The sequence below is a fragment of the Saccharothrix sp. ST-888 genome, assembly GCF_000955975.1.
GTDB lineage: Bacteria > Actinomycetota > Actinomycetes > Streptomycetales > Streptomycetaceae > Kitasatospora.
The window spans coordinates 207234-232269 of record NZ_JYJF01000002.1 but is presented as its reverse complement, the minus strand read 5'-3'; the positions used below and the strand labels follow the sequence as shown (position 1 = coordinate 232269).

General features: G+C 72.9%; 23 protein-coding genes. 14 read left to right on the top strand and 9 right to left on the bottom strand.

Translation table 11 applies throughout. From position 1 onward, the window contains the following. On the top strand, positions 1-420 hold a 420-nt coding region (locus tag UK12_RS02405), incomplete at its 5' end, for a peptidase M4 family protein (RefSeq protein ID WP_045298844.1). A 92-nt stretch (positions 421-512) separates the two neighbouring features. Here UK12_RS02405 and UK12_RS02400 read toward each other — a convergent pair. After that, a complete protein-coding gene (locus UK12_RS02400; RefSeq protein WP_156178490.1) occupies positions 513-827 on the bottom strand; it encodes a DUF3817 domain-containing protein in 315 nt (104 codons plus the stop codon). 215 nt (positions 828-1042) lie between these two features. Here UK12_RS02400 and UK12_RS02395 point away from each other — a divergent pair, with 215 nt between their 5' ends. The 5 genes from UK12_RS02395 to UK12_RS02375 all read left to right on the top strand — a co-directional run bounded on the left by UK12_RS02395 (position 1043) and on the right by UK12_RS02375 (position 4804). Then, positions 1043-1819, top strand: a complete 777-nt coding sequence (locus tag UK12_RS02395; RefSeq protein WP_156178489.1) for a DUF2127 domain-containing protein — start codon at positions 1043-1045, stop codon at positions 1817-1819. Between the two features lie 130 nt (positions 1820-1949). After that, positions 1950-2588, top strand: a complete 639-nt coding sequence (locus UK12_RS02390; RefSeq protein ID WP_231591000.1) for an AIM24 family protein — start codon at positions 1950-1952, stop codon at positions 2586-2588. After that, positions 2588-3238 (top strand): AIM24 family protein, encoded by a 651-nt coding sequence (locus UK12_RS02385; protein WP_045298840.1) that lies wholly within the window; start codon positions 2588-2590, stop codon positions 3236-3238. The genes UK12_RS02390 and UK12_RS02385 overlap by 1 nt, the downstream gene beginning before the upstream one ends. After that, positions 3238-4221, top strand: coding sequence for an AIM24 family protein (locus UK12_RS02380; protein WP_197084477.1), 984 nt, complete (start codon positions 3238-3240; stop codon positions 4219-4221). Before UK12_RS02385 ends, UK12_RS02380 begins: the two co-directional genes overlap by 1 nt. A gap of 67 nt (positions 4222-4288) precedes the next feature. Then, entirely contained in the window at positions 4289-4804 is a 516-nt protein-coding gene (locus tag UK12_RS02375) for a MarR family winged helix-turn-helix transcriptional regulator (protein WP_082119229.1), read from the top strand. Between the two features lie 40 nt (positions 4805-4844). On the opposite strand, the gene meaB is transcribed toward UK12_RS02375, so the two are convergent. Continuing rightward, on the bottom strand, positions 4845-5801 hold the full coding sequence (meaB, locus tag UK12_RS02370) for a methylmalonyl Co-A mutase-associated GTPase MeaB (RefSeq protein ID WP_045298936.1): 957 nt from the start codon (positions 5799-5801) through the stop codon (positions 4845-4847). Between the two features lie 118 nt (positions 5802-5919). Next, positions 5920-7107: an acetyl-CoA C-acetyltransferase gene (locus UK12_RS02365; protein ID WP_045298836.1), complete on the bottom strand. Its 1188-nt coding sequence runs from the start codon at positions 7105-7107 to the stop codon at positions 5920-5922. 301 nt (positions 7108-7408) lie between these two features. On the opposite strand from UK12_RS02365, the gene mce reads away from it, so the two are divergent. The 3 genes from mce to UK12_RS02350 all read left to right on the top strand — a co-directional run bounded on the left by mce (position 7409) and on the right by UK12_RS02350 (position 13852). Continuing rightward, entirely contained in the window at positions 7409-7852 is a 444-nt protein-coding gene (gene mce / locus UK12_RS02360) for a methylmalonyl-CoA epimerase (RefSeq protein WP_045298834.1), read from the top strand. Positions 7853-8249: 397 nt separating this feature from the next. Next, positions 8250-12815 (top strand): hypothetical protein, encoded by a 4566-nt coding sequence (locus UK12_RS02355; protein ID WP_052681370.1) that lies wholly within the window; start codon positions 8250-8252, stop codon positions 12813-12815. 107 nt (positions 12816-12922) lie between these two features. Next, complete coding sequence (locus tag UK12_RS02350) at positions 12923-13852, top strand: cellulose-binding protein (RefSeq protein WP_045298832.1); 930 nt, start codon at positions 12923-12925, stop codon at positions 13850-13852. A gap of 229 nt (positions 13853-14081) precedes the next feature. On the opposite strand, the gene UK12_RS02345 is transcribed toward UK12_RS02350, so the two are convergent. After that, positions 14082-14876, bottom strand: a complete 795-nt coding sequence (locus UK12_RS02345; protein WP_045298830.1) for an alpha/beta fold hydrolase — start codon at positions 14874-14876, stop codon at positions 14082-14084. A 94-nt stretch (positions 14877-14970) separates the two neighbouring features. On the opposite strand from UK12_RS02345, the gene UK12_RS02340 reads away from it, so the two are divergent. Continuing rightward, positions 14971-15948: an ABC transporter ATP-binding protein gene (locus UK12_RS02340; protein ID WP_045298828.1), complete on the top strand. Its 978-nt coding sequence runs from the start codon at positions 14971-14973 to the stop codon at positions 15946-15948. Position 15949: 1 nt separating this feature from the next. After that, on the top strand, positions 15950-16717 hold the full coding sequence (locus UK12_RS02335) for an ABC transporter permease subunit (protein ID WP_045298826.1): 768 nt from the start codon (positions 15950-15952) through the stop codon (positions 16715-16717). A gap of 74 nt (positions 16718-16791) precedes the next feature. On the opposite strand, the gene UK12_RS02330 is transcribed toward UK12_RS02335, so the two are convergent. Next, a complete protein-coding gene (locus UK12_RS02330) occupies positions 16792-17124 on the bottom strand; it encodes a hypothetical protein (protein WP_045298824.1) in 333 nt (110 codons plus the stop codon). A 259-nt stretch (positions 17125-17383) separates the two neighbouring features. Here UK12_RS02330 and UK12_RS02325 point away from each other — a divergent pair, with 259 nt between their 5' ends. Next, entirely contained in the window at positions 17384-18637 is a 1254-nt protein-coding gene (locus UK12_RS02325) for an LLM class flavin-dependent oxidoreductase (RefSeq protein WP_197084475.1), read from the top strand. A gap of 105 nt (positions 18638-18742) precedes the next feature. Here UK12_RS02325 and UK12_RS02320 read toward each other — a convergent pair whose 3' ends face one another. Then, complete coding sequence (locus UK12_RS02320; RefSeq protein WP_045298822.1) at positions 18743-19135, bottom strand: SCO5389 family protein; 393 nt, start codon at positions 19133-19135, stop codon at positions 18743-18745. 586 nt (positions 19136-19721) lie between these two features. Between UK12_RS02320 and nucS the strand changes: the two genes are divergently transcribed. Then, positions 19722-20381 carry an endonuclease NucS gene (nucS, locus tag UK12_RS02315; protein WP_045298820.1) on the top strand — a complete coding sequence of 220 codons (660 nt, stop codon included), beginning with the start codon at positions 19722-19724 and terminating at the stop codon, positions 20379-20381. Positions 20382-20480: 99 nt separating this feature from the next. Here the strand turns inward: nucS and UK12_RS02310 are convergent, their stop codons facing one another. The 3 genes from UK12_RS02310 to UK12_RS02300 all read right to left on the bottom strand — a co-directional run bounded on the left by UK12_RS02310 (position 20481) and on the right by UK12_RS02300 (position 24545). Further along, on the bottom strand, positions 20481-22817 hold the full coding sequence (locus UK12_RS02310; RefSeq protein WP_045298818.1) for a hypothetical protein: 2337 nt from the start codon (positions 22815-22817) through the stop codon (positions 20481-20483). Between the two features lie 194 nt (positions 22818-23011). Next, positions 23012-23383, bottom strand: a complete 372-nt coding sequence (locus tag UK12_RS02305; protein ID WP_045298817.1) for an STAS domain-containing protein — start codon at positions 23381-23383, stop codon at positions 23012-23014. Positions 23384-23678: 295 nt separating this feature from the next. Continuing rightward, positions 23679-24545, bottom strand: coding sequence for a 3-hydroxyacyl-CoA dehydrogenase family protein (locus tag UK12_RS02300; protein ID WP_045298815.1), 867 nt, complete (start codon positions 24543-24545; stop codon positions 23679-23681). Between the two features lie 169 nt (positions 24546-24714). On the opposite strand from UK12_RS02300, the gene UK12_RS02295 reads away from it, so the two are divergent. After that, positions 24715-25002 carry a hypothetical protein gene (locus tag UK12_RS02295; RefSeq protein WP_045298930.1) on the top strand — a complete coding sequence of 96 codons (288 nt, stop codon included), beginning with the start codon at positions 24715-24717 and terminating at the stop codon, positions 25000-25002. The last annotated feature ends 34 nt before the right edge of the window (positions 25003-25036 follow it).

Genomic DNA, 25036 nt, shown 5'->3' with positions numbered 1-25036 from the left:
ATCGGCGAGCTGATCAACATCAACGGGGACGGCACGCCGCTCCGCTACATGGACAAGCCGTCCAAGGACGGCGGCTCCGCCGACTACTGGTCCTCCGGCGTCGGCAACCTGGACGTCCACTACTCGTCCGGCGTCGCCAACCACTTCTTCTACCTGCTGTCCGAGGGCAGCGGCGCGAAGGTGATCAACGGGGTCAGCTACAACTCCCCCACCTCCAACGGCGCCGCCGTCACCGGCATCGGCCGCGACAAGGCCCTGCAGATCTGGTACCGCGCGCTGACCACCTACTTCACCTCCACCACCGACTACAAGTCCGCCCGCACCGGCACCCTGAAGGCCGCCTCCGACCTGTACGGCGGCACCAACTCCGCCGAGTACAAGGCGGTCGCGGCCGCCTGGACGGCCGTGAACGTCAACTGACGCCCCCACCACGAGCCGACAGCGCAGCCGGGCCCCTCTCCCGCGGGAGAGGGGCCCGGCTGTGTCAGTCGTCAGACCTCCGACGTCAGGCGTCAGGCGGTGGCGGGCACGGCCGCCTCGCCGCGCTCCTCCTTGGCCAGTATCCGCTCGGCGAAGAAGCCGCCGGTCGGGAGCACCGACAGGACGAAGAGCAGCGCGCTGCGCTTGGCCGGCCAGCGCTGCTGCTGCGCGGCGAGCACCAGGAAGACCACGTACAGGATGAAGAGCACGCCGTGGACCATGCCCATCACCGGCACGGCGTTGAAGCTGGTGGTCCGCTTCAGCACCGAGCAGACCAGCAGCAGCAGGAAGGAGAGGCCCTCGGGGCCGGAGACAAGGCGCAGGCGGTGGACGGCGCTGCTCTTCACGATGGATACCTCATGAATCGGGGGTCGGCGGGCGGGCTTGTGAACAGACGCACAAGCCGCCAGCCCATTATCACCGACCCGACAGCCGGACCCCGGGCGGGGTGAGCCCTCGGGGCGCACCCCCACGGGGGCGTGCCCCCGCCGTCGCTCCGAGGTCCTATCCTGCTGCCGCACGGCCTGACGGTCAGGCCGGCGAAGACCGCGGGGGAAAGACCTTGTTCACCATCGACTGGAACCGCCGGACCTGCTCCCGGCGCGGCCACACCACCTACGCCCCCACCGAGCCCGCCCTGCGCACCCGGCTGCAGGCGCAGACCGCGCTCGGCGAGGCCTGGCGCTGCCTGCGCTGCGGGGACTTCGCCCTCGGCGCGCCGCACGGCTCGGGCCCGGCCGACGAGGCGCCGCTGGTGCCGCGCGGCAAGGCGCTGCGCGACCTGTTCATCATCCGCTTCCTGGCGATCGAGCGGCTGCTGCGCGGCATACTGATCGTCCTGGTCGCCTGGGCGGTGTGGAAGTTCTCCAACAGCCAGGACGCCGTGAAGGACCTGTTCAACGAGAACCTGACCGTCTTCAAGCCGGTCACGGACCACTTCCACTGGGACCTCGAGCACTCCCCCATCGTGGACACCATCCGCAAGACGTTCGACTACAAGCACAGCACCCTGCTGATCGTCGCGGGCGCGCTGCTGGCGTACGCGCTGATCGAGATCGTCGAGGCGTACGGCCTCTGGCTGGGCCGCCGCTGGGCCGAGTACCTGACCGTGGTGGCCACCGCCGCCTTCCTCCCGCTGGAGGTGTACGAGCTGACCGAGCACGTCAGCGTGCTGAAGATCTGCACCCTGGCGCTGAACATCCTCGCGGTGCTGTGGATCCTGCTCTCCAAGCGGCTGTTCGGGCTGCGCGGCGGTGTGGTGGCGTTCGAGGCGGAGCGGCACTCGGCCTCGCTGCTGGAGGTCGAGGAGTCGGCCGGGGCGGCGCACGCGGCGGTCTGAGACCGACCGGCAGATGGGGCGACGCCGCTCCCCATCTGCCGGTCGGTCCGAATCTCCGTTTCGTCCCAGCTGCGTACCAGTTCACCGGCGCCTGCTGACCCGAGAAGCCCGCGACCGCTACATTCGGGCGGTGGCACAGTTTCGACTTCAGGGCTCCAGGGTGCTCGCCGTAGACATGGCGGGCGACTCGGTGAAGGCCCGTAACGGCTCGATGGTCGCGTACACCGGCCAGATGAACTTCAAGAAGCTCACCGGCGGCGGTGACGGCCTGCGCGGCATGGTCGCCCGCCGCCTGACGGGCGAGCAGATGACGGTCATGGAGGTGAAGGGGCAGGGCACCTGTTACTTCGCCGACCAGGCGACCGAGGTCAGCCTGGTGCGCCTGAACGGCGAGACGCTGTACGTCGAGTCGGACAACCTGCTCTGCACCGAGGCCTCGCTGCACACGGGCACCAGCTTCACCGGTCTCAACGGGATGGCCTCGGGCAACGGCCTGTTCACCACCAAGGTCGAGGGCAGCGGCTGGGCGGCGCTCACCTCCAACGGCCCGGCGATAATCCTGCGGGTCACCCAGGGCACCCCGCTGCGGGTGGACCCGGGGGCGTACGTCGCGCACACCGGCAACCTCAGCCGGCACCTGAAGTCGGGTGCCGGCTGGACCACACTGATCGGCGAGGGCGGCGGCGAGGCGATGCAGGTCGAGTTCACCGGCGAGGGCCTGGTCTACGTCCAGCCCTCCGAGAAGACGACCTTCGGAGGGGACGTCTGATGCCCTTCACGAAGATCAACAACAAGATGGTCGAGGCCCGGGTCCTCCCCGGCCAGCGGCTGTTCAGCCAGCGTGGCGCGATGATCGCCTACACCGGCGACGTCACCTTCAAGCCCAACCTGACGGGCGGCCAGGGCGGCGTGATGTCGATGATCGGACGCCGGGTGGCCAACGAGGACACCCCGCTGATGACCGTCGAGGGCCAGGGCAGCGTGATGTTCGGCCACGGCGGCCACCACGTCCACCTGATCGACCTGGCCGGCGACACCCTCTACGTGGAGGCCGACCGGCTGCTCGCCTTCGAGGGCTCGCTCCAGCAGTCCACCATGTTCATGGGCGCCCAGGGCGGTGTGATGGGCATCGTGCGCGGCCAGGTGACCGGCCAGGGCCTGTTCACCACCCAGCTGACCGGCCAGGGCTCGGTCGCGGTGATGGCCCACGGCGGCGTGATCGAGCTGCCCATCGTCCAGGGCCAGCCGGTGCACGTGGACCCGCAGGCGTACGTGGCGCACCGCGGCGACGTCCGCAACAAGCTGTCCTCCGCACTCGGCTGGCGCGACATGATCGGACGCGGCTCCGGCGAGGCGTTCCAGCTGGAGCTGTCCGGACACGGCACGGTGTTCGTGCAGGCGAGCGAGGAGAAGCTCTGATGTCCTACCCTCCCCAGCAGCCCTACGGACAGCAGCCGTACCCGCAGCAGCCCTACCAGCAGCAGCCGTATCCGCAGCAGCCCTACTCCGACCAGCAGTACCAGCAGTCGTACCAGCCGACCCAGCCCGGCATGCAGCTGCCGCCGATGCCGCCCGCACCGCCGGGGGCGCCGCTGCCGCAGCACGACGGCAGCGGCCCGGTGGTGCACGACGTGCACAGCCTGCCGGTCAACGACAACGTCAACCCGTACGCCTTCTCGGTGGACCTCAACGGTCCGTACTACCTGCAGAAGGGGAAGATGATCGCCTACTACGGCGACATCCGCTTCTCCGGCATCGGCCGGGGCGTGCTCGACCGGGTGCTGGAGCAGAACTTCAACTCCCCGCTGCACGCCTCCGACTGGGTGGTGGCCGAGGGCCGGGGCAAGCTGCTGCTGGCCGACCGGGCGTTCGACCTGAACTCCTACGACCTGGAGAACGGCAACCTGACGGTCCGTTCCGGCAACCTGCTGGCCTTCGAGCCCACGCTGGCCCTCAAGCAGTCGATCATCCCCGGGTTCCTCACCCTGATCGGCACCGGCAAGTTCGTCGCCGCCTCCAACGGCCCGGTGCACTTCGTGGAGCCGCCGATCCGGGTCGACCCGCAGGCGCTGGTCGGGTGGGCGGACTGTCCGGCCCCCTGCCACCACTACGACCACAGCTACCTGCACGGGGTGCTCGGTGGCATCCGGCACCTGACCGGAATCGGCGGGGCCTCCGGCGAGGAGCACCAGTTCGAGTTCATCGGGGCCGGGCAGGTCCTGCTGCAGTCCAGCGAGACGCTGATGGCCGAGCGCTCGGTGGGCGTGGTGGCGAGCGAGCCCGGGGTCCCCGGCGGCGGGGTGCCGCAGCAGCCCGGACACGGCGGGCAGCAGCTGCCCAACATCCCCGGACTGGGCAACCTGGGCAACCTCGGTGACCTGGGCCGACGGTTCGGGCTCTGACCCCCAGCACTTCTAAGAGTACTTATAAGTTTGTACAACATTTAACAACCTCGGTTATGCTTGTCCCATGGACATGCACAGCGCCGACACCGCGGTCTCCTCCTCCCCCCTCGGTGAGGAGGAGACCCCCTGGCTCTCCGCCAAGGAGCAGCAGTTCTGGCGTGCCCATCTGGAGGTGGCCAAGCTCCTGGACTACCAGCTGGGTCGCGAACTCCAGCCGCACAACCTGGCCAGCAACGACTACGAGATCCTGGTCGTCCTCTCCGAGTCCCCCGACCGGCGGATGCGGATGACCGACCTGGCCACCGCCACCCTCCAGTCCAAGAGCCGGCTCTCGCACCAGATCACCCGGATGGAGAGCGCCGGCCTGGTGCTCCGCCAGGACTGTCCCGGCGACCGCCGCGGCCTCTACGCGCACCTGACCGAACTGGGCTGGGAGACCATGCAGAAGGTCGCCCCGGACCACGTCCGCAGCGTGCGCCACCACTTCATCGACCGGCTCAGCCCCGAGCAGATCGACGCGATGTACGCCGCGCTCGCCCCGATCGCCGAACACCTCCGCGCCCTGCGCGGCCGGGCCTGACCCGCCCGGCGGCCCGCGCTTCGGGACGGCCCCGGCGGGCTCAGGCGCCCGTCAGCCCCGAGACCAGCTGATCGGCCGCTCCGTACGGGTCGAGCCGGCCGGCCGCGACCCGTTCGGCGAGCGCGTCCAGGTGCCGGTCGCCGTGCAGGTCGCCGATCCGGGCCCGGAGCGCGGCCAGCGCGATGGCCTCGATCTCGTCGGCGGCCCGGCGGCGGCGCCGGACGGCCAGCTCACCGGTCTCGGCCAGCCAGGCGCGGTGCTTCTCCAGCGCCTCGACCAGCTCGTCCACGCCCTCGCCACGAGCTGCGACGGTCTTGACGATCGGCGGCCGCCAGTCACCGGGCTCCCGGGCCTCGCCGAGGCCGAGCATGTGGTTGAGCTCCCGGGCGGTGGCGTCCGCACCGTCCCGGTCGGCCTTGTTGACCACGAAGACGTCGCCGATCTCCAGGATCCCGGCCTTGGCGGCCTGGATGCCGTCACCCATGCCGGGAGCCAGCAGGACCACCGAGGTGTCCGCCTGCGCGGCGATCTCCACCTCGGACTGGCCGACGCCCACCGTCTCCACCAGGATGACCTCGCACCCGGCACCGTCCAGCACCCGCAGGGCCTGCGGGGCGGCCCAGGAGAGGCCGCCGAGGTGGCCCCGGGTGGCCATCGAGCGGATGAACACCTCGGGGTCGGTGGCGTGCTCCTGCATCCGCACCCGGTCGCCGAGCAGCGCCCCGCCGGAGAACGGCGAGGAGGGGTCGACCGCCAGCACTCCGACCCGCTTGCCGAGCCGCCGGTAGGCGGAGACCAGCGCGGAGGTGGAGGTGGACTTGCCCACCCCGGGCGAGCCGGTCAGCCCGACCGTGTACGCCTGCCCGGTGTACGGGGCGAGGGCGGCCATCGCCTCGCGCAGCTGGGGAGCGGCGTTCTCCACCAGCGTGATCAGCCGGGCGACGGCGCGCGGCCGGCCCTCCCGGGCCTGTTCGACCAGCGTCGGCACATCGACCATCAGTGTCTGCTCCTCGATCACGACCTCGGCCACGGGTCCGCCGCTGGCGGGTGGCCGCAGGCAGGCGGGGCCGCCGGCCACTGGTGCCGGCCGACAGCCCCGACGCTACGTCGGACGGTCAGGCCTGCGGAACCCTGACGATCAGGGCATCGCCCTGGCCGCCGCCGCCGCACAGCGCCGCCGCGCCCACCCCGCCGCCGCGGCGCTGCAGTTCGAGCGCCAGGTGCAGCACGATCCGGGCGCCGGACATGCCGATCGGGTGGCCGAGGGCGATGGCGCCGCCGTTGATGTTGACCTTCTCCTCGGTGATGCCGAGGTCCTTCATCGACTGGTGGGCGACGGCCGCGAACGCCTCGTTGATCTCGATCAGGTCGAGGTCCTCGACCGCGATGCCCTCCTTGGCCACCGCGTGCCTGATGGCGTTGGACGGCTGCGACTGCAGCGAGTTGTCGGGACCGGCCACGTTGCCGTGCGCACCGATCTCGGCCAGCCAGGTCAGCCCCAGCTCCTCGGCCTTGGCCTTGCTCATCACGATCACGGCGGCGGCGCCGTCGGAGATCTGCGAGGAGGTGCCGGCGGTGATCGTGCCGTCCTTGGCGAAGGCGGGACGCAGCTTGGCCAGGCCCTCCACGGTGGTCTCGGCGCGGATGCCCTCGTCCTGGCTGAAGAGGACCGGCTCGCCCTTGCGCTGCGGGATCTCGACGGGGACGATCTCCGCCTCGAAGAGGCCGTTCTTCTGCGCGGCGGCGGCCCGCTGGTGGGAGAGGGCGGCGATCTGGTCCTGCACCTCGCGGCCGATCCCCAGGCGGGTGTTGTGCTTCTCGGTGGACTCGCCCATCGGGATGTTCTCGTACGCGTCGGTGAGGCCGTCGTAGGCCATCGCGTCGAGCAGCTCGATCGCGCCGTACTTGTAGCCCTCGCGGGACTTGGGCAGCAGGTGCGGGGCGTTGGTCATGGACTCCTGGCCGCCGGCCACCACGATGTCGAACTCGCCCGCGCGGATCAGCTGGTCGGCGAGCGCGATGGCGTCCAGACCCGACAGGCAGACCTTGTTGATGGTCAGCGCGGGCACGTTCATGGGGATGCCGGCCTTGACGGCCGCCTGCCGGGCCGGGATCTGGCCCGCGCCGGCCTGGAGCACCTGACCCATGATCACGTACTGGACCTGCTCGGCGGAGATGCCCGCCCGCTCCACGGCGGCCTTGATGGCGAATCCACCGAGATCCGCGCCGGAGAAGCCCTTGAGCGAGCCGAGCAGACGGCCCATCGGGGTTCGGGCACCGGCGACGATCACTGAAGTAGTCATGAGACGAGCCCCTTCGCGCGTCAAGGCCAGGTGGGGGTCCCCCGGGCCGGAGGCTGGGGGCGTGTGGGGATGCCGCTCAATGTACTGACCCGTAACCCGTGCGTCACCGCAGCGGCGGTGTGATCAGCAGCACTGGCACTCCCCAGTCAACACCGTGTCAGCACGCCGTGGGTGAAGTTTCGCAGGTGCGCGAATCCGGTACGCCGTGTGAGCAGACTCGCACGACGGGCTCTGGCGCGGCCGAACCCCGATGCGCTGCACTGGTGGCCACCTGACCGCGACCGCCCTCGGAGGACCCACCGTGCTGACCCGTATCGACCACATCGGCATCGCCTGCTTCGACCTGGACAAGACCGTCGAGTTCTACCGCAGCACCTACGGCTTCGAGGTCTTCCACAGCGAGGTCAACGAGGAGCAGGGGGTGCGCGAGGCGATGCTGAAGATCAACGAGACGGACGACGGCGGCGCCTCGTACCTCCAGCTGCTGGAGCCCACCCGGGAGGACTCCACGGTCGCCAAGTGGCTGGCCAAGAACGGCGAGGGCGTGCACCACATCGCCTTCGGCACCGCCGACGTGGACGGCGACGCGGCGGCGATCAAGGAGAAGGGCATCCGGGTGCTCTACCAGGAGCCGCGCCGGGGCTCGATGGACTCCCGGATCACCTTTCTGCACCCCAAGGACTGCGGTGGCGTGCTGACCGAACTGGTCACCTCCGCACACCCCTCGGAGCACACCGAGCACTGAACGACTCATCAGTAACCTTGGAAAGGACCCACGCACCCGTTCCCCCCGGAGCCGCGCACACTACAATGCCCAGGTGCACTGAGGCTCCGGGGAGGACCGGTTCCGAATGGGCACGGCCAAGGGCGGGAGTAGCCGAGCAGCTGACGGCTGGTCCTGTTGTCGGGGAGTCCACTACGCGGGCACGGGCTGAACAGTCACAGTTCGGATCTGTCACCATTCTCCACTAGGCAAGAGTTCGCTCAGGAGTCCACCCGGACGGCGGAGCGCGGATCTCCGCGCGCCCACCTGCCGAAGGCTCCGACCGCGGCACCCGCCGCGGCAGCAAGGACCAGTCGGTCCGGTCCCCAGCAGGAACGGGGACGGGACGGACCGGGTCGAGGACGCGACCAGGGGACGGATGGACCGCGGAGTGCGGGGCAACGACCGCTACGAGGGTGACGATCACCTCTCCCAGTTCGAGGCCGAGATGGAGCGGACTCGCAAGGAGCGGGACAAGTCCATCGAGCATGCCGAGGACCTCGCCTACCAGGTGGAGGTGCTCCGGGCCAAGCTGCACGAGTGCCGACGGCAACTCGCCCAGCCGCGCGCCTTCGACGCCGTCTCCGGCCAGGCCGAGCAGATCCTGCAGACCGCGGAGATGCAGGCGCAGGCGTTGCGCGCCGAGGCCGAGCGCCAGCTCCGCGAGTCGCAGGCGGCCACCCAGCGCCTGATGGCCGAGGCCGCCGAGCGCACCGCCCGGCTCGAAGCCGAGCTCGCCGCCCGCCGCCGCCAGCTCGACGACGAGCTCGCCGAGCTCCGCCGCAGCGCCGAGCGGCACGTCAGCGAGAACGTCAGCTGGGCCGAGCAGACCCGGGCAGGCACCGAGCAGGAGGCCCAGCGCCTGCTCCAGGACGCCCGCGCCGAGTCCGACCGCCTGGTCGCCGCCGCCCGCGCCGAGGCCGCCGCCCTCGCCGACCAGGCCCGCGCCCGGACCGCCGCCGACGTCGACGCCGCCCGCGGCGAGGCCCAGGCCGCCGCCGAGGCCGCACTGCTGCGCGCCCAGAACGACGCCGAGCGCCTGCTCCGCGCCGCCTCCGAGCAGGCCCAGCAGGCCAGCGCCCAGGCCGAGGAGCTGCGCGACAGCGCCGCCAGCGAGGCCGGCCAGCAGCTGGCCGCCGCTCACGCCGAGATCGACGAGCTCAAGCGGCGCGCCGCCGCCGACCAGGAGCGGGCCGCGGCCGCCCTGGCCCAGGCCCAGGCGGAGATAGAGCGGCTGCGCGCCGAGGCGCTGACCGAGGCCGAGCGGGCCCGCCGGGAGGCCGCCGACCTGCACGCCCAGGCCGAGGCCGCCGCCAACCGCCTGCACGCGGAGGCCGTCGCCGCCGCCGAGCAGAAGGCCGCCGACGGCGACGCCGCCAACGAGCAGCGCTCGCAGACCGCCAAGGCCGAGATCTCCCGGATGGTGGCCGCCGCCAGCCGCGAGGCCGAACTGATCAAGGCGGAGGCCGCCAACGCCACCGCCCAGGCCGAGGCTGCCAAGGCCGCCGCCGCCGAGGAGAGCGAGCGCCTGCGCGGCGCCGCCGAATCCGTCGCCACCCAGCTGCGCACCGAGGCCGAGGCGGCCATCGCCGAGCTGCGCGCCGAGGCCGAGCGCGAGGTCGCCGACCTGCGGGCGCAGGCCGAGTCCGCCGCCGAGGCGCTGCGCGCCGAGGCTCTGGAGCAGGGGCGCGCCGAGGCCGCCAAGGACGCCACCGTCCAGCTGTCCAAGGCCGCCAAGCAGGCCGAGGAGGTGCTCTCCAGCGCCTCCGAGGACGCCAGGACCACCGTCGAGGCGGCCGCCGCCGAGGCCGAGCGGATCCGCACCGAGGCCGGTGCCGAGGTCGAGCTGCTCCGCGAGCAGGCCAAGGCCGCCGTCGAGCAGGCCCAGAACGCCGCCCTGGACGACGCCGCCGGGATCCGCCGCGAGATGGAGCGGATGCACGACGAGGCCGCCCGGCTGCGGGCCGAGGCCGAGGAGCTCCGGGCCCAGGCCGCCGCCGAGGCCGAGCGCGTCCGCAACGACGCCCGCCGCCAGGCCGTGGTCCAGATCGAGGAGTCCGCCAAGCAGGCCGAGGAACTCCTCACCAAGGCCAAGTCCGACGCCGACGAGCTGCGCGGCGGGGCCGCCGGCGAGGTCGAGAAGATCCGCGAGCAGGCCAAGGCGCAGGCCGCCGAGATGCAGGGCCGGGCCGAGCAGACCCTCGCCCGGTCCCGTACCGAGGCCGCCAAGCTCGCCGCCGCCGCCGAGCAGCACCACCGGGAGGCCGTCGCCGCCGCGAAGGCCGCCGCCGCCGAGAACCGCGCCGCCGCCGAGCGGGAGACCGCCGAGCTGCGCCGCGAGGCCGCCGAGTACGACCAGCGGGTCCGGGCCGAGGCCACCGGCGTGGCCGAGAAGCTCCGCACCGAGGCGGTCGCCGCCGCCGAGGCGCTGCGCACCGACGCCGCGCACAACGCCGAGACCGTACGGGCCGAGGCCGAACGCTCCGCCGTCGAACTGCGCACCGAGACCGCGCGCGCGGCGAAGGCCGTCCGGGCCGAGGCCGCGCACGCCGCCGAGGCGCTGCGCACCGAGGCCGAGGACTGGGCCCACTCCCAGCGCTCCGAGGCCGAGAACTGGGCGCAGGCCCACCGCACGGACGCCGAGAGCTGGGCGCGCCGGGAACGCGGCGAGGCCGAGGCCGCCGCCGCCGCACTGCGCGAGGAGAGCCGCCGGGCGTACGACGACGCCGCCGCCGGGCTCGAGCGCGAGCGCGAGGAGACCGCCGAGCAGCTCGCCGCCGCCCGCGCCGCCCGGGAGACCGCCGAGGCCCGGGCCACCGAGCTGACGGAGCGTACGGCCGCCGAGACCACCGCCCTGCGGGAGTCCGCCGCACAGGCCGCCGCCGACCTGCGCGCCGAGGCCGAGCAGACGCTGGCCACCGCCCGCACCGACGCCGCCGAACAGCTGGCCGAGGCGGAGAGCGCTGCCCGGACCCTTGGGGCGGAGGCCGCGAGCGCGGCCGAGGCCGTCCGCACGGAGGCGGCGGACGCCGCCGAGGCGCTGCGTACCGAGGGCGCCGAGGAACTGGCCCGTGCCCAGGAGCACGCCGCCGAACTCCGCCGCGAGGCCGAGGAACTGCGCGCCCAGGCCGACACCGAGGTGGCCGAGCTCCGCGAGCGGGCCACGGCCGAGACCGACGAACTGCGCGAGCGGACCGCCGTCGAGGCCCGGGAGACGGCCGCTGGGGCCGCCGCCGAGGCCGAGCAGCTGACCACCGCCGCCGAGCGCCGGGCCGCCCAACTGGTCGGCGCCGCCGAGGACGAGGCCGCCGAGGTCCGCCAGTCCGTCGCCGGGCTGCACGAGGCCGCCTCCCAGCAGATCGCCGAACTGCGGGCCACCGCCGACCGCGAGACCGCCGAGCAGCGCGAGCAGGCTGAGGCGTACGACCGCGAACTGCGGGCCACCGCCGAGCACGAGAGCGCCGAACTCCGCGAGCAGGCCGAGGCCGAGGTCGCCGAGCTGCGCGAGCGGACCGCCACCGAGCTGGCCGACAACCGGGAGGTCGCTGCTGCGGAGATCTCGCAGCAGCGGGCCGAGGCGCAGGCGTACGAGGAGCAGCTGCGCGCCGAGGCCGGGGCCGAGCGGCAGAGCGCCCACGAGTGGGCCGAGCAGCACCGGGCGGAGGCCGAGGCCCAGGGCCGCCGGACCGTCGCCGAGGCCGAGGAGCGGGCGGCGGCCGCCATCGCGGAGGCCGAGGAGTTCACGGCCGCGCTGCGCACCGAGGCCGAGGAGTACGCCCTCGCCACCCGTACCCTCGCGGAGGACTACGAGGCGGCCACCCGGAGCCGGGCGGACGCGTACGACGCGGAGACCCGCGAGGCCGCCGAGGAGTACGACAGGTCCACCCGCGATCAGGCCAACTCGGTGCTGGAGAAGGCGTTCGCGGACGCCGAGGCGCTCGCCGAGGACGCCCAGACCGCTGCTCTGGCCACCACCGCGGCAGCCGAGGAGCAGGCGGACGCGATGGTCGCCGCCGCCCGCAAGGAGGCCGACCGGCTGGTCGCGGCCGGTGAGGCGGCCGGGCAGGCCGAGGTGGAGCGGGCGCGTTCGGACGCCGACGCCCTGCTGTCCGAGGCCCGCCGGGACTCCACCGCGATCCGGGAGCGCGCGGAGGAGCTGCGCGAGCGGACCGACAGCGAGATCGAGGCGCTGCACGAGCGGGCCCGCAAGGAGAACGCGCAGGCCATGAAGTCGGCCGGCGAGCGGGTGGACGCGCTGGTGACGGCCGCTCAGGAGCAGCTGACCGAGGCCGAGGAGCAGGCTTTCGCCACCGTGGCCGAGGCCGAGGAGCGGGCGGTCGGCCTGGTCACGGCGGCGGAGGAGCGGGCGGCCGAGCTCACCTCGGAGGCGTCCGCGGAGGCCAGCAAGGTCCGGATCTCCGCCGTGCGCAAGGCCGAGAGCCTGATCAAGGGCGCGGAGCAGAAGCTCGCCGACTCGACCGCCAAGGCCGAGCAGCTGCGGGCCGAGGCGGAGAGCACGCTCAAGTCCGCGCAGGACGAGGCCGAGGAGCAGATCGAGGCGGCGTCCGGCGAGGCGGAGAAGCGGCTCCAGCGCGCGGACGAGAGTGCGGACGAACAGCTGCGCCTGGCCAAGGAGGAGGCGGAGCGGCTGCTCGCCGAGGCCAAGGCCGAGGCTCAGCGCGTGACCGACCAGGGTCGCCGGGAGTTGGAGGAACTGGTCCGCCGGCGCAAGGACATCAACACCGAGATTTCCAGGGTGCAGGACGTCCTGTCAGCTCTGGAGGCGTTTGAGGCACCTTCACCTGCTCCCCAGGAGAAGGCCAACGGGGGATCGAACGGCAAGAAACCCGGCCCTGGTGGCCGTGACAGCGGCTCGAAGGCAAGGGCCGGAGTGGGTGCTCCCCGTTCGGGTGGCAATCGCTCCGGAAACGCACCACCCGATTGAGCGGACATTGTCCGCGAAGCATCGGCATTTCGCCGATGACACTCCGGTAACGTGTCAGGATTCCCTCAACCACCTCAGCGGTCTGACGACAGGAAGCCCAAAGTCCCATGAGCGACAGTCACTCCCCTCACGGCTTCGACCTGGTGCGCCGTGGGTACGAACGTGCCCAGGTCGACGAGCGGATCACCAAGCTGGTGGCCGACCGTGACAGTGCATTGGCCCGGATCAGCGCCCTCGAGAAGCGAATCGAGGAGCTGCACCTGGAGACGCAGACCGCCCAGGCCGCGGTGACCGAGGCCGAGCCCTCGTACGCGGGTCTCGGCGCCCGGGTGGAGAAGATCCTCCGGCTCGCCGAGGAGGAGGCCAAGGACCTGCGCGAGGAGGCGCACCGCGCCGCCGAGCAGCACCGGGAGCTGGCCGAGGCCGCCGCCCAGCAGGTCCGCGCCGAGGCGGAGAACTACGCCAAGGACCGCAAGGCGAAGGCCGAGGACGAGGGCCTGCGGATCGTCGACAAGGCCAAGAACGACTCGGCCCAGCTGCGCGCCGAGGCCAACAAGGACGCGCAGAACAAGCGCGAGGAGGCGGACGCCCTCTTCGAGGAGACCCGCACCAAGGCCGCCCAGGCCGCGCTGGAGTTCGAGACCAACCTGGCCAAGCGCCGCGAGCAGTCCGAGCGCGACCTCGCCGCCCGTCAGGCCAAGGCCGAGAAGCGCCTGGCCGAGATCGAGCACCGCGCGGAGCAGCTCCGCCTGGAGGCCGAGAAGCTCCGTACGGACGCCGAGCGCCGCGCCCGTCAGACGGTGGAGACGGCCCAGCGCCAGTCCGAGGACATCGTGGCCGACGCCAACGCCAAGGCCGACCGGATCCGGAGCGAATCCGAGCGCGAGCTGGCGGCGCTCACCAACCGCCGCGACTCCATCAACGCCCAGCTCACCAACGTCCGCGAGATGCTCGCCACGCTGACCGGTGCGGCCGTCGCCGCCGCGTCCCTCCCGGCCGACGACACCCTGGGCGTCCCGGCCCAGCAGTCCCGCTGACACCACCGCACGCGTCGCGGCCCCTGCCCGGATGGGCGGGGGCCGTTCACGTTCGGGCGGGGGACGAATGGCCGGGGCGGGGGAGCCGCTCGAACCGGAAGGCGCCGGACCGTACTTGGACACCGTGGAGCAGGCCGCACCACCCCGCCGGGACGCGACGAAGCGCACCCGGCCGGCCGGGCAGCCCTCCGATTCGCCGCCCCGTGTCCTGAGGGCCCCGGGGCAGGCCCTAGCGTCCCACCCGGCGGAGCAGTCCCCGGACGGCCGCGTTGAACGTCTCCGGGGCCTCCAGGGAGCTGAGGTGGCCGACGCTCGGGATGACCGTCAGCTGGGCGTCCCCCAGCGCGTCGGCCATCAGCCGCGCCTCGGCGAGCGGGGTGATGGCGTCGAACTCACCGACGACGACGGCGGCGGGGACGGTGACCGCGGCGAGGACGTCGAGCGAGTCGGGCCGGTCGGCCATCGCGCGCTGCGCCCAGGCGACCGCCTGCGGGGTCGATTCGGCGATCATCCGCCGTACCCGGGCGGCGAGTTGGGGATCGGCCGCGGGGCCGAGCAGGCCCTCCTCGATCTTCTCCTCGGCGAGCAGGTGCACACTGTCGCGGGCCAGTACGGTCCGGGCGATCCGCTCCCGGTTGGCGCGGGCCGGCTCGGCGTCGACGGTGGCCTTGGTGTCGGCGAGCAGCAGGCCGGCCAGGCGGTCGGGGTGGCGGCGCGTGAAGGCCATCGCCACGTAACCGCCCATGGACAGGCCGCCGATCACCGCCCGGTCGATCCCGGTGGCGTCCAGCAGCCGGACGACGTCGTCCGCGACCAGGTCGAGCGACGGGGCCTCGTCGCCCAACGCCTCGGCGCCGAAGCCGCGTTGGTCCATCGTCAGCACCCTGGCTTCGTCCCCGCTCGGGCCGGGTAGCAGCTCCAGTTGGGCGTCCCACATCCGGGCCGAGAGCGGGAAGGCGTGCAGCAGGACGAGCGGGACACCGGTGCCGTTCTCGCGAACGGCCGGGATGCTGGGGAACGTCATACCGCAACCGTAGAGCGGCGCGCCGAGCCGCCGCGACCAACGCACCCTTATGACCGATTTGTCATACCCTGCACGGAGAGTGAGGGAGCAGACCATGATCGAGTTGCATGAGCTGACCAAACGCTACGGCGACACCCTGGCCGTGGACGGGCTGAGCTTCCAGGTGCGACGGGGGGTCGTCACCGGCTTCCTGGGGCCGAACGGCGCCGGCAAGTCCACCACGATGCGGATGATCCTCGACCTCGACCGGCCGACCAGCGGCCGGGTCACCATCGACGGCAAGCACTACGGACAGCTCAGCGAACCGCTCAAGTACATCGGTGCCCTGCTGGAGGCCAAGGCCGTCCACCCCGGCCGCACCGCCCGCGACCACCTGCGCTGGCTCGCCCAGAGCAACCGCATCCCGCCCAGGCGGGTGGACGAGGTACTCGGCCTGGTCGGCCTGAGCCCGGTGGCGGGGAAGCGCTCGCGGGGCTTCTCGCTCGGCATGGGCCAGCGCCTGGGCATCGCCTCCGCGCTGCTGGGCGACCCGGAGATCGTGATGTTCGACGAGCCGGTCAACGGGCTCGACCCCGAGGGCATCCTGTGGATCCGCAACCTGATGAAGAGCCTGGCCGCCGAGGGCCGGACCGTGTTCGTCTCCTCGCACCTGATGAGCGAGATGGCGCTGACCGCCGACCACCTGGTGGTGATCGGCCGGGGCCGGCTGCTGGCCGACCTGCCGATGCCCGAGTTCATCAGACAGAACTCCCGCTCCGCCGTGCGGATCCGCACCCCGCAGGTGGAGCAGCTGCTGACCGCCCTCGACCGGGCGGGCCTGCGCGCCGAGGCCGGCCCCGCGGGCACCTACGAGGTCGTGGACGGCGACCCGACGAGGATCGGCGAGCTGGCCGCCGCGCACGGCGTCGTCCTGCACGAGCTCAGCCCGCAACAGGCTTCTCTGGAGGAGGCGTTCATGCAGATGACTGCGGACTCGGTGGAGTACCACGCCGGTGACGGCGAGGGACGCGACGCGGCGGGCGCCTGGGGCGCCACCTGGCAGCCCAAGGCCCCTCGGCAGGAGGCGAACTGAGATGACGTCCTTCCCCGCGATCCTGCAGTCGGAGTGGACGAAGATCCGCAGCGTCCGCTCCACGGTCTGGACCCTGGCGCTGACCTTCGTGGTCACCCTGGGCCTCGGCGCGCTGCTGTCCTTCCTGACCGACAACAACTTCGAGCAGTTCGGCGAGAACGGCCGCACTCCGTTCGACCCGACCGGCACCGCCTTCTCCGGGATCATGCTGGGCGAGCTGGCCATCATCGTCTTCGGCGTGCTGGCGGTCGGCAACGAGTACAGCACCGGGATGATCCGGGTCAGCCTGGCCGCCGTCCCGCAGCGCGGCACGCTGCTCACCGCGAAGGCGGTGGTGCTCGGTGCGCTGGCGCTGGCGGTCGCGCTGGTGACGGCCTTCCTGACGTTCTTCGTCGGCCAGTCGCTGCTCGGCGACCACGCGACCACCGTCGGCGCCCCGAACGTGCTGCGCGCGGTCCTCGGCGCGGCGCTGTACCTGACCATGATCTGCCTGTTCGCGGCCGGGATCACCGCGATGCTGCACAACCAGACGCTGGCGCTGGGCGTCCTGGTGCCGTTCTTCTTCCTGCTCTCGCCGATCCTCTCGGCGGTCCCGAAGGTCAAGACCCTGGCGCGCTACTTCCCCGACTACGCGGGCCAGCGCATGCTGCTGGTCTACCAGCAGCACGGCCAGCCGTACGGGCCGTGGGCGGGCTTCCTCATCTGCCTGGCCTGGACCCTGGCGGCCCTGGTCGGCGGCGCGCTGGTGCTCAAGAACCGCGACGCCTGACCGGCCCCCGGGGGCCCTCGGGCGAGCCCCGCGCCCGGCCGGTCAGGAGCGCGGGGCTCTCAGTAGCCCGGCCCTCAGTAGCGCGGGGCGCCGCGTCCGCGCTGGAGGTTGGCGGTGCGCCGCTCACGGGCGCTCCAGCAGGCCCGGTGCCAGTGCCGCCGGTCGTCCACCCCGGCGCCGTAGCCCGGCCAGGCGACCACGTGGCCGACGCCCGGCGGGATCTCCTGGTCGCAGCCCGGGCAGCGGTAGTGGCGCCCCGCCGTCCCGGCGACCGTCTGCACCACCCACTCCTCGCCCGCGTAGCTCTCGGTGCGCCGCAGCGCACCGCCGAGCGGCACCGACGGGGGCGCCTCCTCGGCGCTGCTCTGACTCCGGCTGCTGGGGATCCGGTTACGGCGGGGCGACACGTCAACTACCTCTCGGCGGCGGGGCTCGGTGTGCTTCCGGGGTGTTCCACGGCCTTCCAGGGTACGGCTCCGCGGAACTCCCCGACTCATCCAAAGACGCCACTATCACGGCCAGGACGGGTACTTCGGTGTTTCCCCCGAGATCCACCCCTTCCTCCGCGAATTTCGGGGATCCGCGTGCCATTGGCACATGACATCGGTTACTCACGAGGTGACAAGGCGGGGCTCGCAGACCCTGCGGCACCCGAGGAGGCACCCGATGACCATGACCAGCCCGCGACCCGACACCTGCCCGTCGGCCGGAACGGCCCGCAGTCCCCTCCCCGAGCCCTCGGACGGGCACCCGGCGGCCACCGACGAGATCCGGGTCGGCGCCTTCCTGCTCTCGGCCCAATTCCCCGGCCAGAGCCACGCCGAGGCGCTGGAACGCACCGTGGGCACGGCGGTCGCCGCCGAGCGGGCGGGCCTGGACAGCGTCTGGCTGGCCGAGCACCACTTCGTGCCGTACGGGGTCTGCCCGAACGCCGTGACGCTCGCGGCGCTGCTGCTCGGCCGCACCCGCCGGATCGGCGTCGGCACGGCGGTCAGCGTGCTCTCCACCGCGCACCCGGTGGCCCTCGGCGAGCAGGCCGCGATGCTGCACCTGATCTCGGGCGGCCGGTTCACCCTCGGGGTCGGACGCGGCGGCCCCTGGATCGACCTGGACGTTTTCGGCAGCGGGCTGGCCGCCTTCGAGCAGGGCTTCCCCGAGCGCCTCGACCTGCTGCTGCGCTGGCTGCGCGGTTCCCGGGTGGGCGCGGACGGGCCGCAGTTCAGCTTCCCCGAGGTGGCCGTGGTGCCCAGGGCCGCCGAGGCCGCCACCGCCACCGGGCCGGCCAGGGTGCCCGACCTCGCCGACTGGCTCGGCCTCGACCCGGAGACCGGCGCGCTGCTGCGCTTCCCCCGCCAGCGCCGGGACGGCGTGAGCACCGGCGCACACCCGCAGGGCGGCCCTGCGGTGATCGTCGCCTGCACCTCCCCTAACGGTGTCCGGACGGCCGCCGAGCGCGGTCTGCCGATGCTGCTCGGCATGCACTCGGGCGACGAGGACAAGCAGCAGATGCTGGCCGCCTACCGGGCCGCCTGGCGGGCCTGCGGACGCGGTGAGGAGCAGCTCGCCAGGATCGAGCGGGAGCACGTCGCGGCCGGGGTGGTACAGGTCGAGGACCGCACCTCGGCGGCGCGCGACAGCCTGCTGCGCACGATGCCCGGCTGGTTCGAGTACGGGCTCGGCGCGCACCGCACGGTGGACGGGCGGGAGCGGCGGATGCGCGACCCGTACGAGTACACCGAACTGCTCTGCGACCTGCACGCGGTGGGCACCCCGAAGCACTGCGCGGACCGGCTGCTGGCCACCGCCGAGCGCACCGGCATCCGGCGCTTCGCACTGCTCGCCGAGGGCTCGGGCGAGCGCGCGGCGACCCTGCACAACGTCGCCCGCCTCGGCGCCGAGGTACTCCCGCAACTGGGCTGAACGGCAAGGGCGCGGGGAGCCGTGCGGACCACCGTCCACCTGGATGGAGGATCTGTCGCACCGTCCCCGCGCCCGAAACTCTGCCAGGACCTCCGGCAGCGCGGTTCAACAGTCGCGCAGCTCCGGCGACTGGTTGAGCAGCTGGGCCCGGACGGAGGTGAAGCGCCGGTAGCGCTCCTCGCTGTCCTCGGTCGAGGTGAAGACCGCGACCCGGTGGCAGTTCTGGAACGCCAGCTTGACTCCGAAGTGGCGCTGCAGGGCGCCCCGGATCGAGTCGCTGGCCATCGCCCGCAGCAGCTGGCCCCGCTCCTGCTCACTGGGCGGCGGTACCTGGTTGTCGGCGAAGTCGGTACCGTCGACCTTGACCTGGGCGACCAGCGAGCTGATCAGCTCCCAGGCGTACGGCAGGGAGACGCGGACACAGTCCACGAACTCCCGCTCGTCGACCTCTCCTCTCTCGGCCTTCTCCAACAGGGCCGGTGAGACGTCGAGCGACATGGGTTCTCCTCTCGCGGTCCACCACGGCGCGGCCGCCGCGGTGGTCGTGCGGTTGGTGCGAATGGTGCCGTTCCGTGCCGTGCTCGGCTGACGCCCGGCGGTGCGGGGTCGCGCGCGGTGGCTCCGCCCCGGGCCGGTCGGTCTCCGGTCGGGCCGGCGCATGAATGACGCTGTGACGCTTGGGTGCTGCAGGAACCGACGCGGGAACTGACACATGCTCAGGCCGTGACGGCCCGCATCACGCTCCGACGGGCCGTGGCGGCCCCGGGGTGCGACGGACGACCCGGCGGCCCACCGGATCGAGCGACGACCGCTCACCACAGAGTGACAGGCGATTGTCAGCGCGGCTGGCGAATCCGCCGCATTGCACCGGAATAACAGCCCGGAGGGCCAGAATGGCCGGATCCCATCGGATCGTTCATCTCACATCTCCGTCCCCGTTGAGTGGACCCGGGCGGCCGTACCGGCAACTGCCGCAGGACGGGCGCGCGGGTGCCGGACTCCATGGTTCGCCGTGTCCGGGGTTTCTTCACCCGGCTGTCGCGGAATCGCTTCAACTGGCCTCGGTGGGCTAGCGTGGTCGACCGTGCGTCTCGTAATTGCCCGTTGCTCAGTCGACTATGCCGGTCGGCTCTCCGCCCATCTCCCGTCCGCGACCCGGCTGATCCTGGTCAAGGCCGACGGCAGCGTCAGCATCCACGCCGACGACCGCGCCTACAAGCCGCTCAACTGGATGTCGCCGCCGTGCAGTCTCAAGGAGGCCGACAGCACCTGGACGGTCACCAACAAGGCCGGCGAGAAGTTGATCATCACCCTGGAAGAAGTGCTGCACGACTCCTCGCACGAGCTCGGGGTCGACCCCGGTCTGGTCAAGGACGGCGTCGAGGCCCACCTCCAGGAGCTGCTCGCCGACCGGATGGAGGTGCTCGGTGCCGGCTGGTCGCTGATCCGCCGCGAGTACCCGACCGCCATCGGCCCGGTCGACATCCTCTGCCGCGATGCCGACGGCACCACGGTCGCCGTCGAGATCAAGCGGCGCGGCGAGATCGACGGCGTCGAACAGCTGACCCGCTACCTGGAGCTACTCAACCGCGACCCGCTGCTCGCCCCGGTGAAGGGCATCTTCGCCGCCCAGGAGATCAAGCCGCAGGCCCGGGTGCTCGCCACCGACCGTGGCATCGGCTGCGTCGTCCTGGACTACGACGAGCTGCGCGGCATCGACGACGACAAGCTCAAGCTCTTCTGAGACACCCCTCGTAACCGCACCCCGGGGGCGCGGGGACCCGCACGGCAAGGCCGGCTTCACAGCGGCCCGCTCGCGCGGCTCCTCGCGCCCCCGGGTGCTTCACGGGGTCCCGCCCGAGGTGGCGCTGCCGGTCTGCGCCGTCGGGGGCGTGGACGGCGTCGAGGGTGTGGACGGCGGATCGGTCGGCGGCTTCGGGCTCGGCGAATCGGTCACCGGCGGCGGCACGGACGCGGAGGGCGCCGGGGAGGACGGACCGTCCGACGGCCGGCCGGCGGTCGGTGACGGCCCGCCGCCGCCCGTCCTGCTGTGGCTCGGCGACGGCACCCCGGGGTCCTCCGAGGGCGGATCGGGCACCGGGGAGCCGTGCCAGTCCCAGCCGGTCGTCGGCCGGCTGCTGCTGCTGCTGCTGCGACCCGTACCGCCGTCCGACGTGGGCGAGTCGGCCCCGCCCGGCGCGGGGGCCGCCGAGGTCGGGGCGCCGCCCGACGGCGATCGGCTCCCGCTGCCCGCCGTGCTCCCCGCCGTGGGCAGGTTCTCGGTGAGCGAGTTCTCCTCCAGCGACCCGCCGGGCTGCACCGTCCTGGTACGGCCCTGGTGCGGCCCGGCCAGGCTCAGCCCGACCGCCGTACCGAGCACGGAGAGCGCCAGCACCGCCGTACCGACGGCCAGCACGGCACGCCGGGTGCGCTCGGGCACCCGGGTGCTCCCGAACCGCCGCGGGACCTGCGCCGCGATCGCCCGGATCGAGGGCCGTCGGACGCCGGCCGAGGGTGCCTCCTGGGCCGCGGGGAGCTGCACGGTCTCGTCCTGCAGCAGGTCGAGCATCCGGCCGGCCGCCGCACTGCCCCGCGGCTCGCCGAAGGCCGCCCGCAGCGCCGCGGCCGCAGCCAGCTCGGCCCGCGCCCGCTCCGGCGCCCCCTCGCACAGCGCCAGCACGCCCAGCTCCTGCCGGAACCAGGCCTCGTCCGCCGTCGAGCCGAGCAACGCGGCGGCCTCCCGGCCGAGTTGCAGGGCCCGCTCCCAGGCTCCCCAGCGCAGCGAGAGGGCGAAGGCCGGTGCCGCGGCCCGGGCCAGCCGCAGGACGGCCTGCGGTCGGTCCGCCGCCCGGTCGGCCAGCAGCGCACTTATCACCACCTCGGCCTCGGCGGCGATCTGGCCGAGGTCCACCGAGCCGTGCCCGACCCACCAGGAGAAGTGCTGGGCCGCGCCGTCGGCGATCGTCCCGGGCTCCCAGTGCGGCGCCAGCAGCTCCAGCACGCCCGAGGAGAGCCGGTGGTGCCCGCCGATCGAGACCGCCAGCCCGCAGTCGGACAGCTCCCGCAGGGCGCTCTCGCCGAGGCCGACGTCGATCAGGGCCGGCAGGTGCGGAGCCGTCGGGAGTTCACCGCCGAAGGCCACCGCCAGCCGCAGTACCGCCTGCCCGGACTCGCTCAGCCCTTCCGCCAGGCGTACGGCGGGCGAGGCGCTCTCCGCGACCGAGGGCAGCGGGACGGTGCTCCGCAGCTCGCTCTCCAGCTCGGCCGGGTCCTCCGGCTCGGGCATCTCCTTCACCAGGCCGAAGACGCTGTGCCGGTCCTGCCGTGCGGCGACCAGGGCGTCGACCTCCGCATCGCGCTGCCGCAGCAGCGCGGCCGCCTGGACGAAGCGCAGCGGCAGCCCCTGCGACTCGAACCAGAGGTCCACCACCCAGGACCGCTCGGGCTCCTCCAGCGGCCGTCCCGCGAGCCGGGCCACCAGCCCGAGGCAGGCCGGACGCGAGAGCCCGGCCACCGGGCGGTCCTCCAGCCGGGACCCGGGTGCCGGGACCGGGCTGTCCGCGGTGACGGCGATCAGGAAGGCGCAGTCGGGCGCGGTGGCGAGCAGCTCCTCCAGCTCCTCGCCGGACGGCTCCACGTCGTCGATCACCACGATCGCCCCGACCGGGGCCAGCAGGGCGGGCAGTTGGCGGCGGTCGGGGCGGTAGCCGGGGTTCCGGTAGGTGGCGGCGAAGAGGTCCTGGAGCAGGTCCTGCGCGGTCCTGCGGTAGCCGGCCAGCCGGACCACACCGTCCGGGGCTATCCCGGCGGCCGCCTCGGCGACGGCCGCCAGCAGCACGCTCCGGCCCGAACCGGGCCGGCCGGCCAGGCGGACCGAGCGGCCCTCGGAGAGCAGCTCCAGCAGCTCCGCGATCTCCGAATCCCGCTCCAGCAGCGGCAGATCGGCCGGGGCCCGGCCGAGCGCCAGCGGGCCGACCGCCGCGCCGGGGCCCGGCGCGCCACGGCCGTGCGAGCCGCCACCGCCGTTGCGGCGGCGCAGCACCGGACGCCACTCGTCCGGGCATGGACGGGCCTCGGAACCGTCCGGGGTGCCGACGGTCAGCAGCAGATCGCCGGATACCACCTCACCGGTCCTGGGCCGCAGTCCGTCCTGCCGGAAGTCTCCGGTTGGCTGTGCCACGTCTTCCGCTCCGCCCCTGCTCTGCCGTCACAGTCCTGTGCGAGACTCTCGCACATTCGACCGGTCCGAGCCCAGACCGGCCCCGGAGCGGAAAACAACTACCCCGGGGGCGCGCGGAACCGTGCACCCGGCGCGCTGCGGGCGATCCGGGTCTCCCGCGCGGGTGCGCGCCCTCCGCAGTGCCCAAGCGGCCCTCAGAGGTACGGCGCGACCAGCGGGTTGGGCTGGGTGACGCCAAGGGCCGGGAGGCTGGTGCCGTACGGGTCGGGGACGGTGCCCTCGACGGCCAGGATGCGGTGCAGGCGGGTGGCCACCAGGAGCCGCTGCAGCTGGGCCGGCACGGCCCGCAGGACGAGTCGGCGCCCCAGCCGGCCGGCCCGCCGGTGGGTGCCCATGATCACACCCAGACCGGTGGCGTCCCAGGACTCCAGGCGGGACAGGTCGAGCACCAGGTCCCCCTGGCCGCCGTCCACCGCCTGGTGCAGCCGGACCCGGGCGTCGGCGGCGCTGCGGACGTCGAGGCGGCCCTCAATGGCCAGACCGCCGTGGTCGCCGGTGATGCGCACGCTCTCCTCCTCCGCTCTGCCGGTGGGGGTTGCCGGGGCTCCGGTCCGGGCGGGCGCCCGATCGCGCCCACGCCGGGGGCCACGCCGGTGCTCCCCCTCGTCTGACGGTGAAGCAGCTGTGCAGGTTGCTGGTCACTGTCAGATCTGAAGCAACTTCACTCGTCCGAGGGAATATACGCAGTCGGACCCCACACCCACGCTCGATTACCGCCCAAATCACCCGTCTGCGGCAGAGGCGTGAGCAAACTCACCCGTCGCCCCCGCCGCAGGTCGGCCGATCGGCCTGCTGCCCGTCCTACTTGTCGTACCCGTAGAAACCCCGGCCACTCTTGCGGCCGAGATCCCCGGCGGTGACCATCCGGGCCATCACCTCGGGGGCGGCGAACTTCTCGTCCTTGGTCTCGGCGTAGATGTTGTGCGCGGCGTGCAGCAGGATGTCGACGCCGGTCAGGTCGGCGGTCTGCAGCGGGCCCATCGGGTGGCCGAAGCCGAGGCGGCAGGCGGTGTCGATGTCCTCGGCGGTGGCGACACCCGACTCGTACAGCTTGGCGGCCTCGACGACCAGGGCGGTGATCAGGCGGGTGGTGACGAAGCCGGCCACGTCGCGGTTGACCACCACGACCTCCTTGCCGACGCCCTCGGCGTAGGCGCGGGCGGTGGCCAGCGTCGCGTCACTGGTCTTGTAGCCGCGCACCAGCTCGACCAGCTTCATCAGCGGGACCGGCGAGAAGAAGTGCACGCCGACCACGCTCTCCGGACGCGAGGTCGCGGCGGCGATCCGGGTGATCGGGATGGCCGAGGTGTTGGAGGCCAGCACGGCACCGTCCTTGGCCAGCTTGTCGAGCTCGCGGAAGACGCCCTCCTTGACCTCCAGCTGCTCGAACACCGCCTCGATCACGATGTCGGCATCGGCGACCGCACCCAGGTCGGTGGTGGTGGTGATCCGGCCGAGCGCGGCCTCGGCGTCCTCGGCGGTCAGCCTGCCCTTGGAGACGAACTTGTCGTACGAGGCACGGATGCCGTCCAGACCGCGCTGCAGCGCAGCGTCCGTCACATCCCTCAGCACCACCGGGTGGCCGGCCTGGGCGGAGACCTGGGCGATGCCGGCGCCCATCAGTCCGGCGCCGATCACGGCGATCTGCTGGGTGGATGCGTTGCTCATGGCTGTCTCCCGAGTGCCGTCCTGATGGCGGCTCAGGGCAGGGGTCACCCCCCGGAGCCGCGCCGCTCACGCGCCGGACTCTAATGCCCCGGGACGCTCCGTGGTGAACTTGTGCAGTGTGATCTGCGCCCGACCCCCGAGAGGCTGAACCGTGCGCACCCTGGCGTTGATGCTGATCTCCTTCGCGGTGGTCGGGGTCCTGGTCCTGCTGCTGCGCTGGACCTACGGCTCGGGGAAGTCCCTGGTCGCCCGGCCGCCCCGCAGCGGCACACCGGAGGAGTACGGCCTGCTGGTGCCGGTGGCCTCCCCCGCCGACCGGGACGAAGCCCTCCGGCTGGCCGCGCTGCTGCACTCGGCCGGGCTCAGGTACACCCTGGCGAACACCAGCGACGGCCTGCGGCTGATGGTCTGGCCCGGCGACGAGCAGGCCGCCCGCCGGGTCCTGTCGCACAGCTGACCGGCGCTGCCGGAGCAGGCTGCGCAACCGAGCG

Excerpts from the sequence above, each read along its gene's own strand:
- UK12_RS02385 (WP_045298840.1), top strand. The coding sequence starts at position 2,588 with ATGCCCTTCACGAAGATCAACAACAAGATGGTCGAGGCCCGGGTCCTC.
- UK12_RS02380 (WP_197084477.1), top strand. The coding sequence starts at position 3,238 with ATGTCCTACCCTCCCCAGCAGCCCTACGGACAGCAGCCGTACCCGCAG.
- UK12_RS02375 (WP_082119229.1), top strand. The coding sequence starts at position 4,289 with ATGGACATGCACAGCGCCGACACCGCGGTCTCCTCCTCCCCCCTCGGT.
- meaB (WP_045298936.1), bottom strand. The coding sequence starts at position 5,801 with ATGGTCGATGTGCCGACGCTGGTCGAACAGGCCCGGGAGGGCCGGCCG.
- UK12_RS02365 (WP_045298836.1), bottom strand. The coding sequence starts at position 7,107 with ATGACTACTTCAGTGATCGTCGCCGGTGCCCGAACCCCGATGGGCCGT.
- UK12_RS02355 (WP_052681370.1), top strand. The coding sequence starts at position 8,250 with ATGGACCGCGGAGTGCGGGGCAACGACCGCTACGAGGGTGACGATCAC.
- UK12_RS02350 (WP_045298832.1), top strand. The coding sequence starts at position 12,923 with ATGAGCGACAGTCACTCCCCTCACGGCTTCGACCTGGTGCGCCGTGGG.
- UK12_RS02345 (WP_045298830.1), bottom strand. The coding sequence starts at position 14,876 with ATGACGTTCCCCAGCATCCCGGCCGTTCGCGAGAACGGCACCGGTGTC.
- UK12_RS02340 (WP_045298828.1), top strand. The coding sequence starts at position 14,971 with ATGATCGAGTTGCATGAGCTGACCAAACGCTACGGCGACACCCTGGCC.
- UK12_RS02335 (WP_045298826.1), top strand. The coding sequence starts at position 15,950 with ATGACGTCCTTCCCCGCGATCCTGCAGTCGGAGTGGACGAAGATCCGC.
- UK12_RS02325 (WP_197084475.1), top strand. The coding sequence starts at position 17,384 with ATGACCATGACCAGCCCGCGACCCGACACCTGCCCGTCGGCCGGAACG.
- UK12_RS02320 (WP_045298822.1), bottom strand. The coding sequence starts at position 19,135 with ATGTCGCTCGACGTCTCACCGGCCCTGTTGGAGAAGGCCGAGAGAGGA.
- UK12_RS02300 (WP_045298815.1), bottom strand. The coding sequence starts at position 24,545 with ATGAGCAACGCATCCACCCAGCAGATCGCCGTGATCGGCGCCGGACTG.
- UK12_RS02295 (WP_045298930.1), top strand. The coding sequence starts at position 24,715 with ATGCTGATCTCCTTCGCGGTGGTCGGGGTCCTGGTCCTGCTGCTGCGC.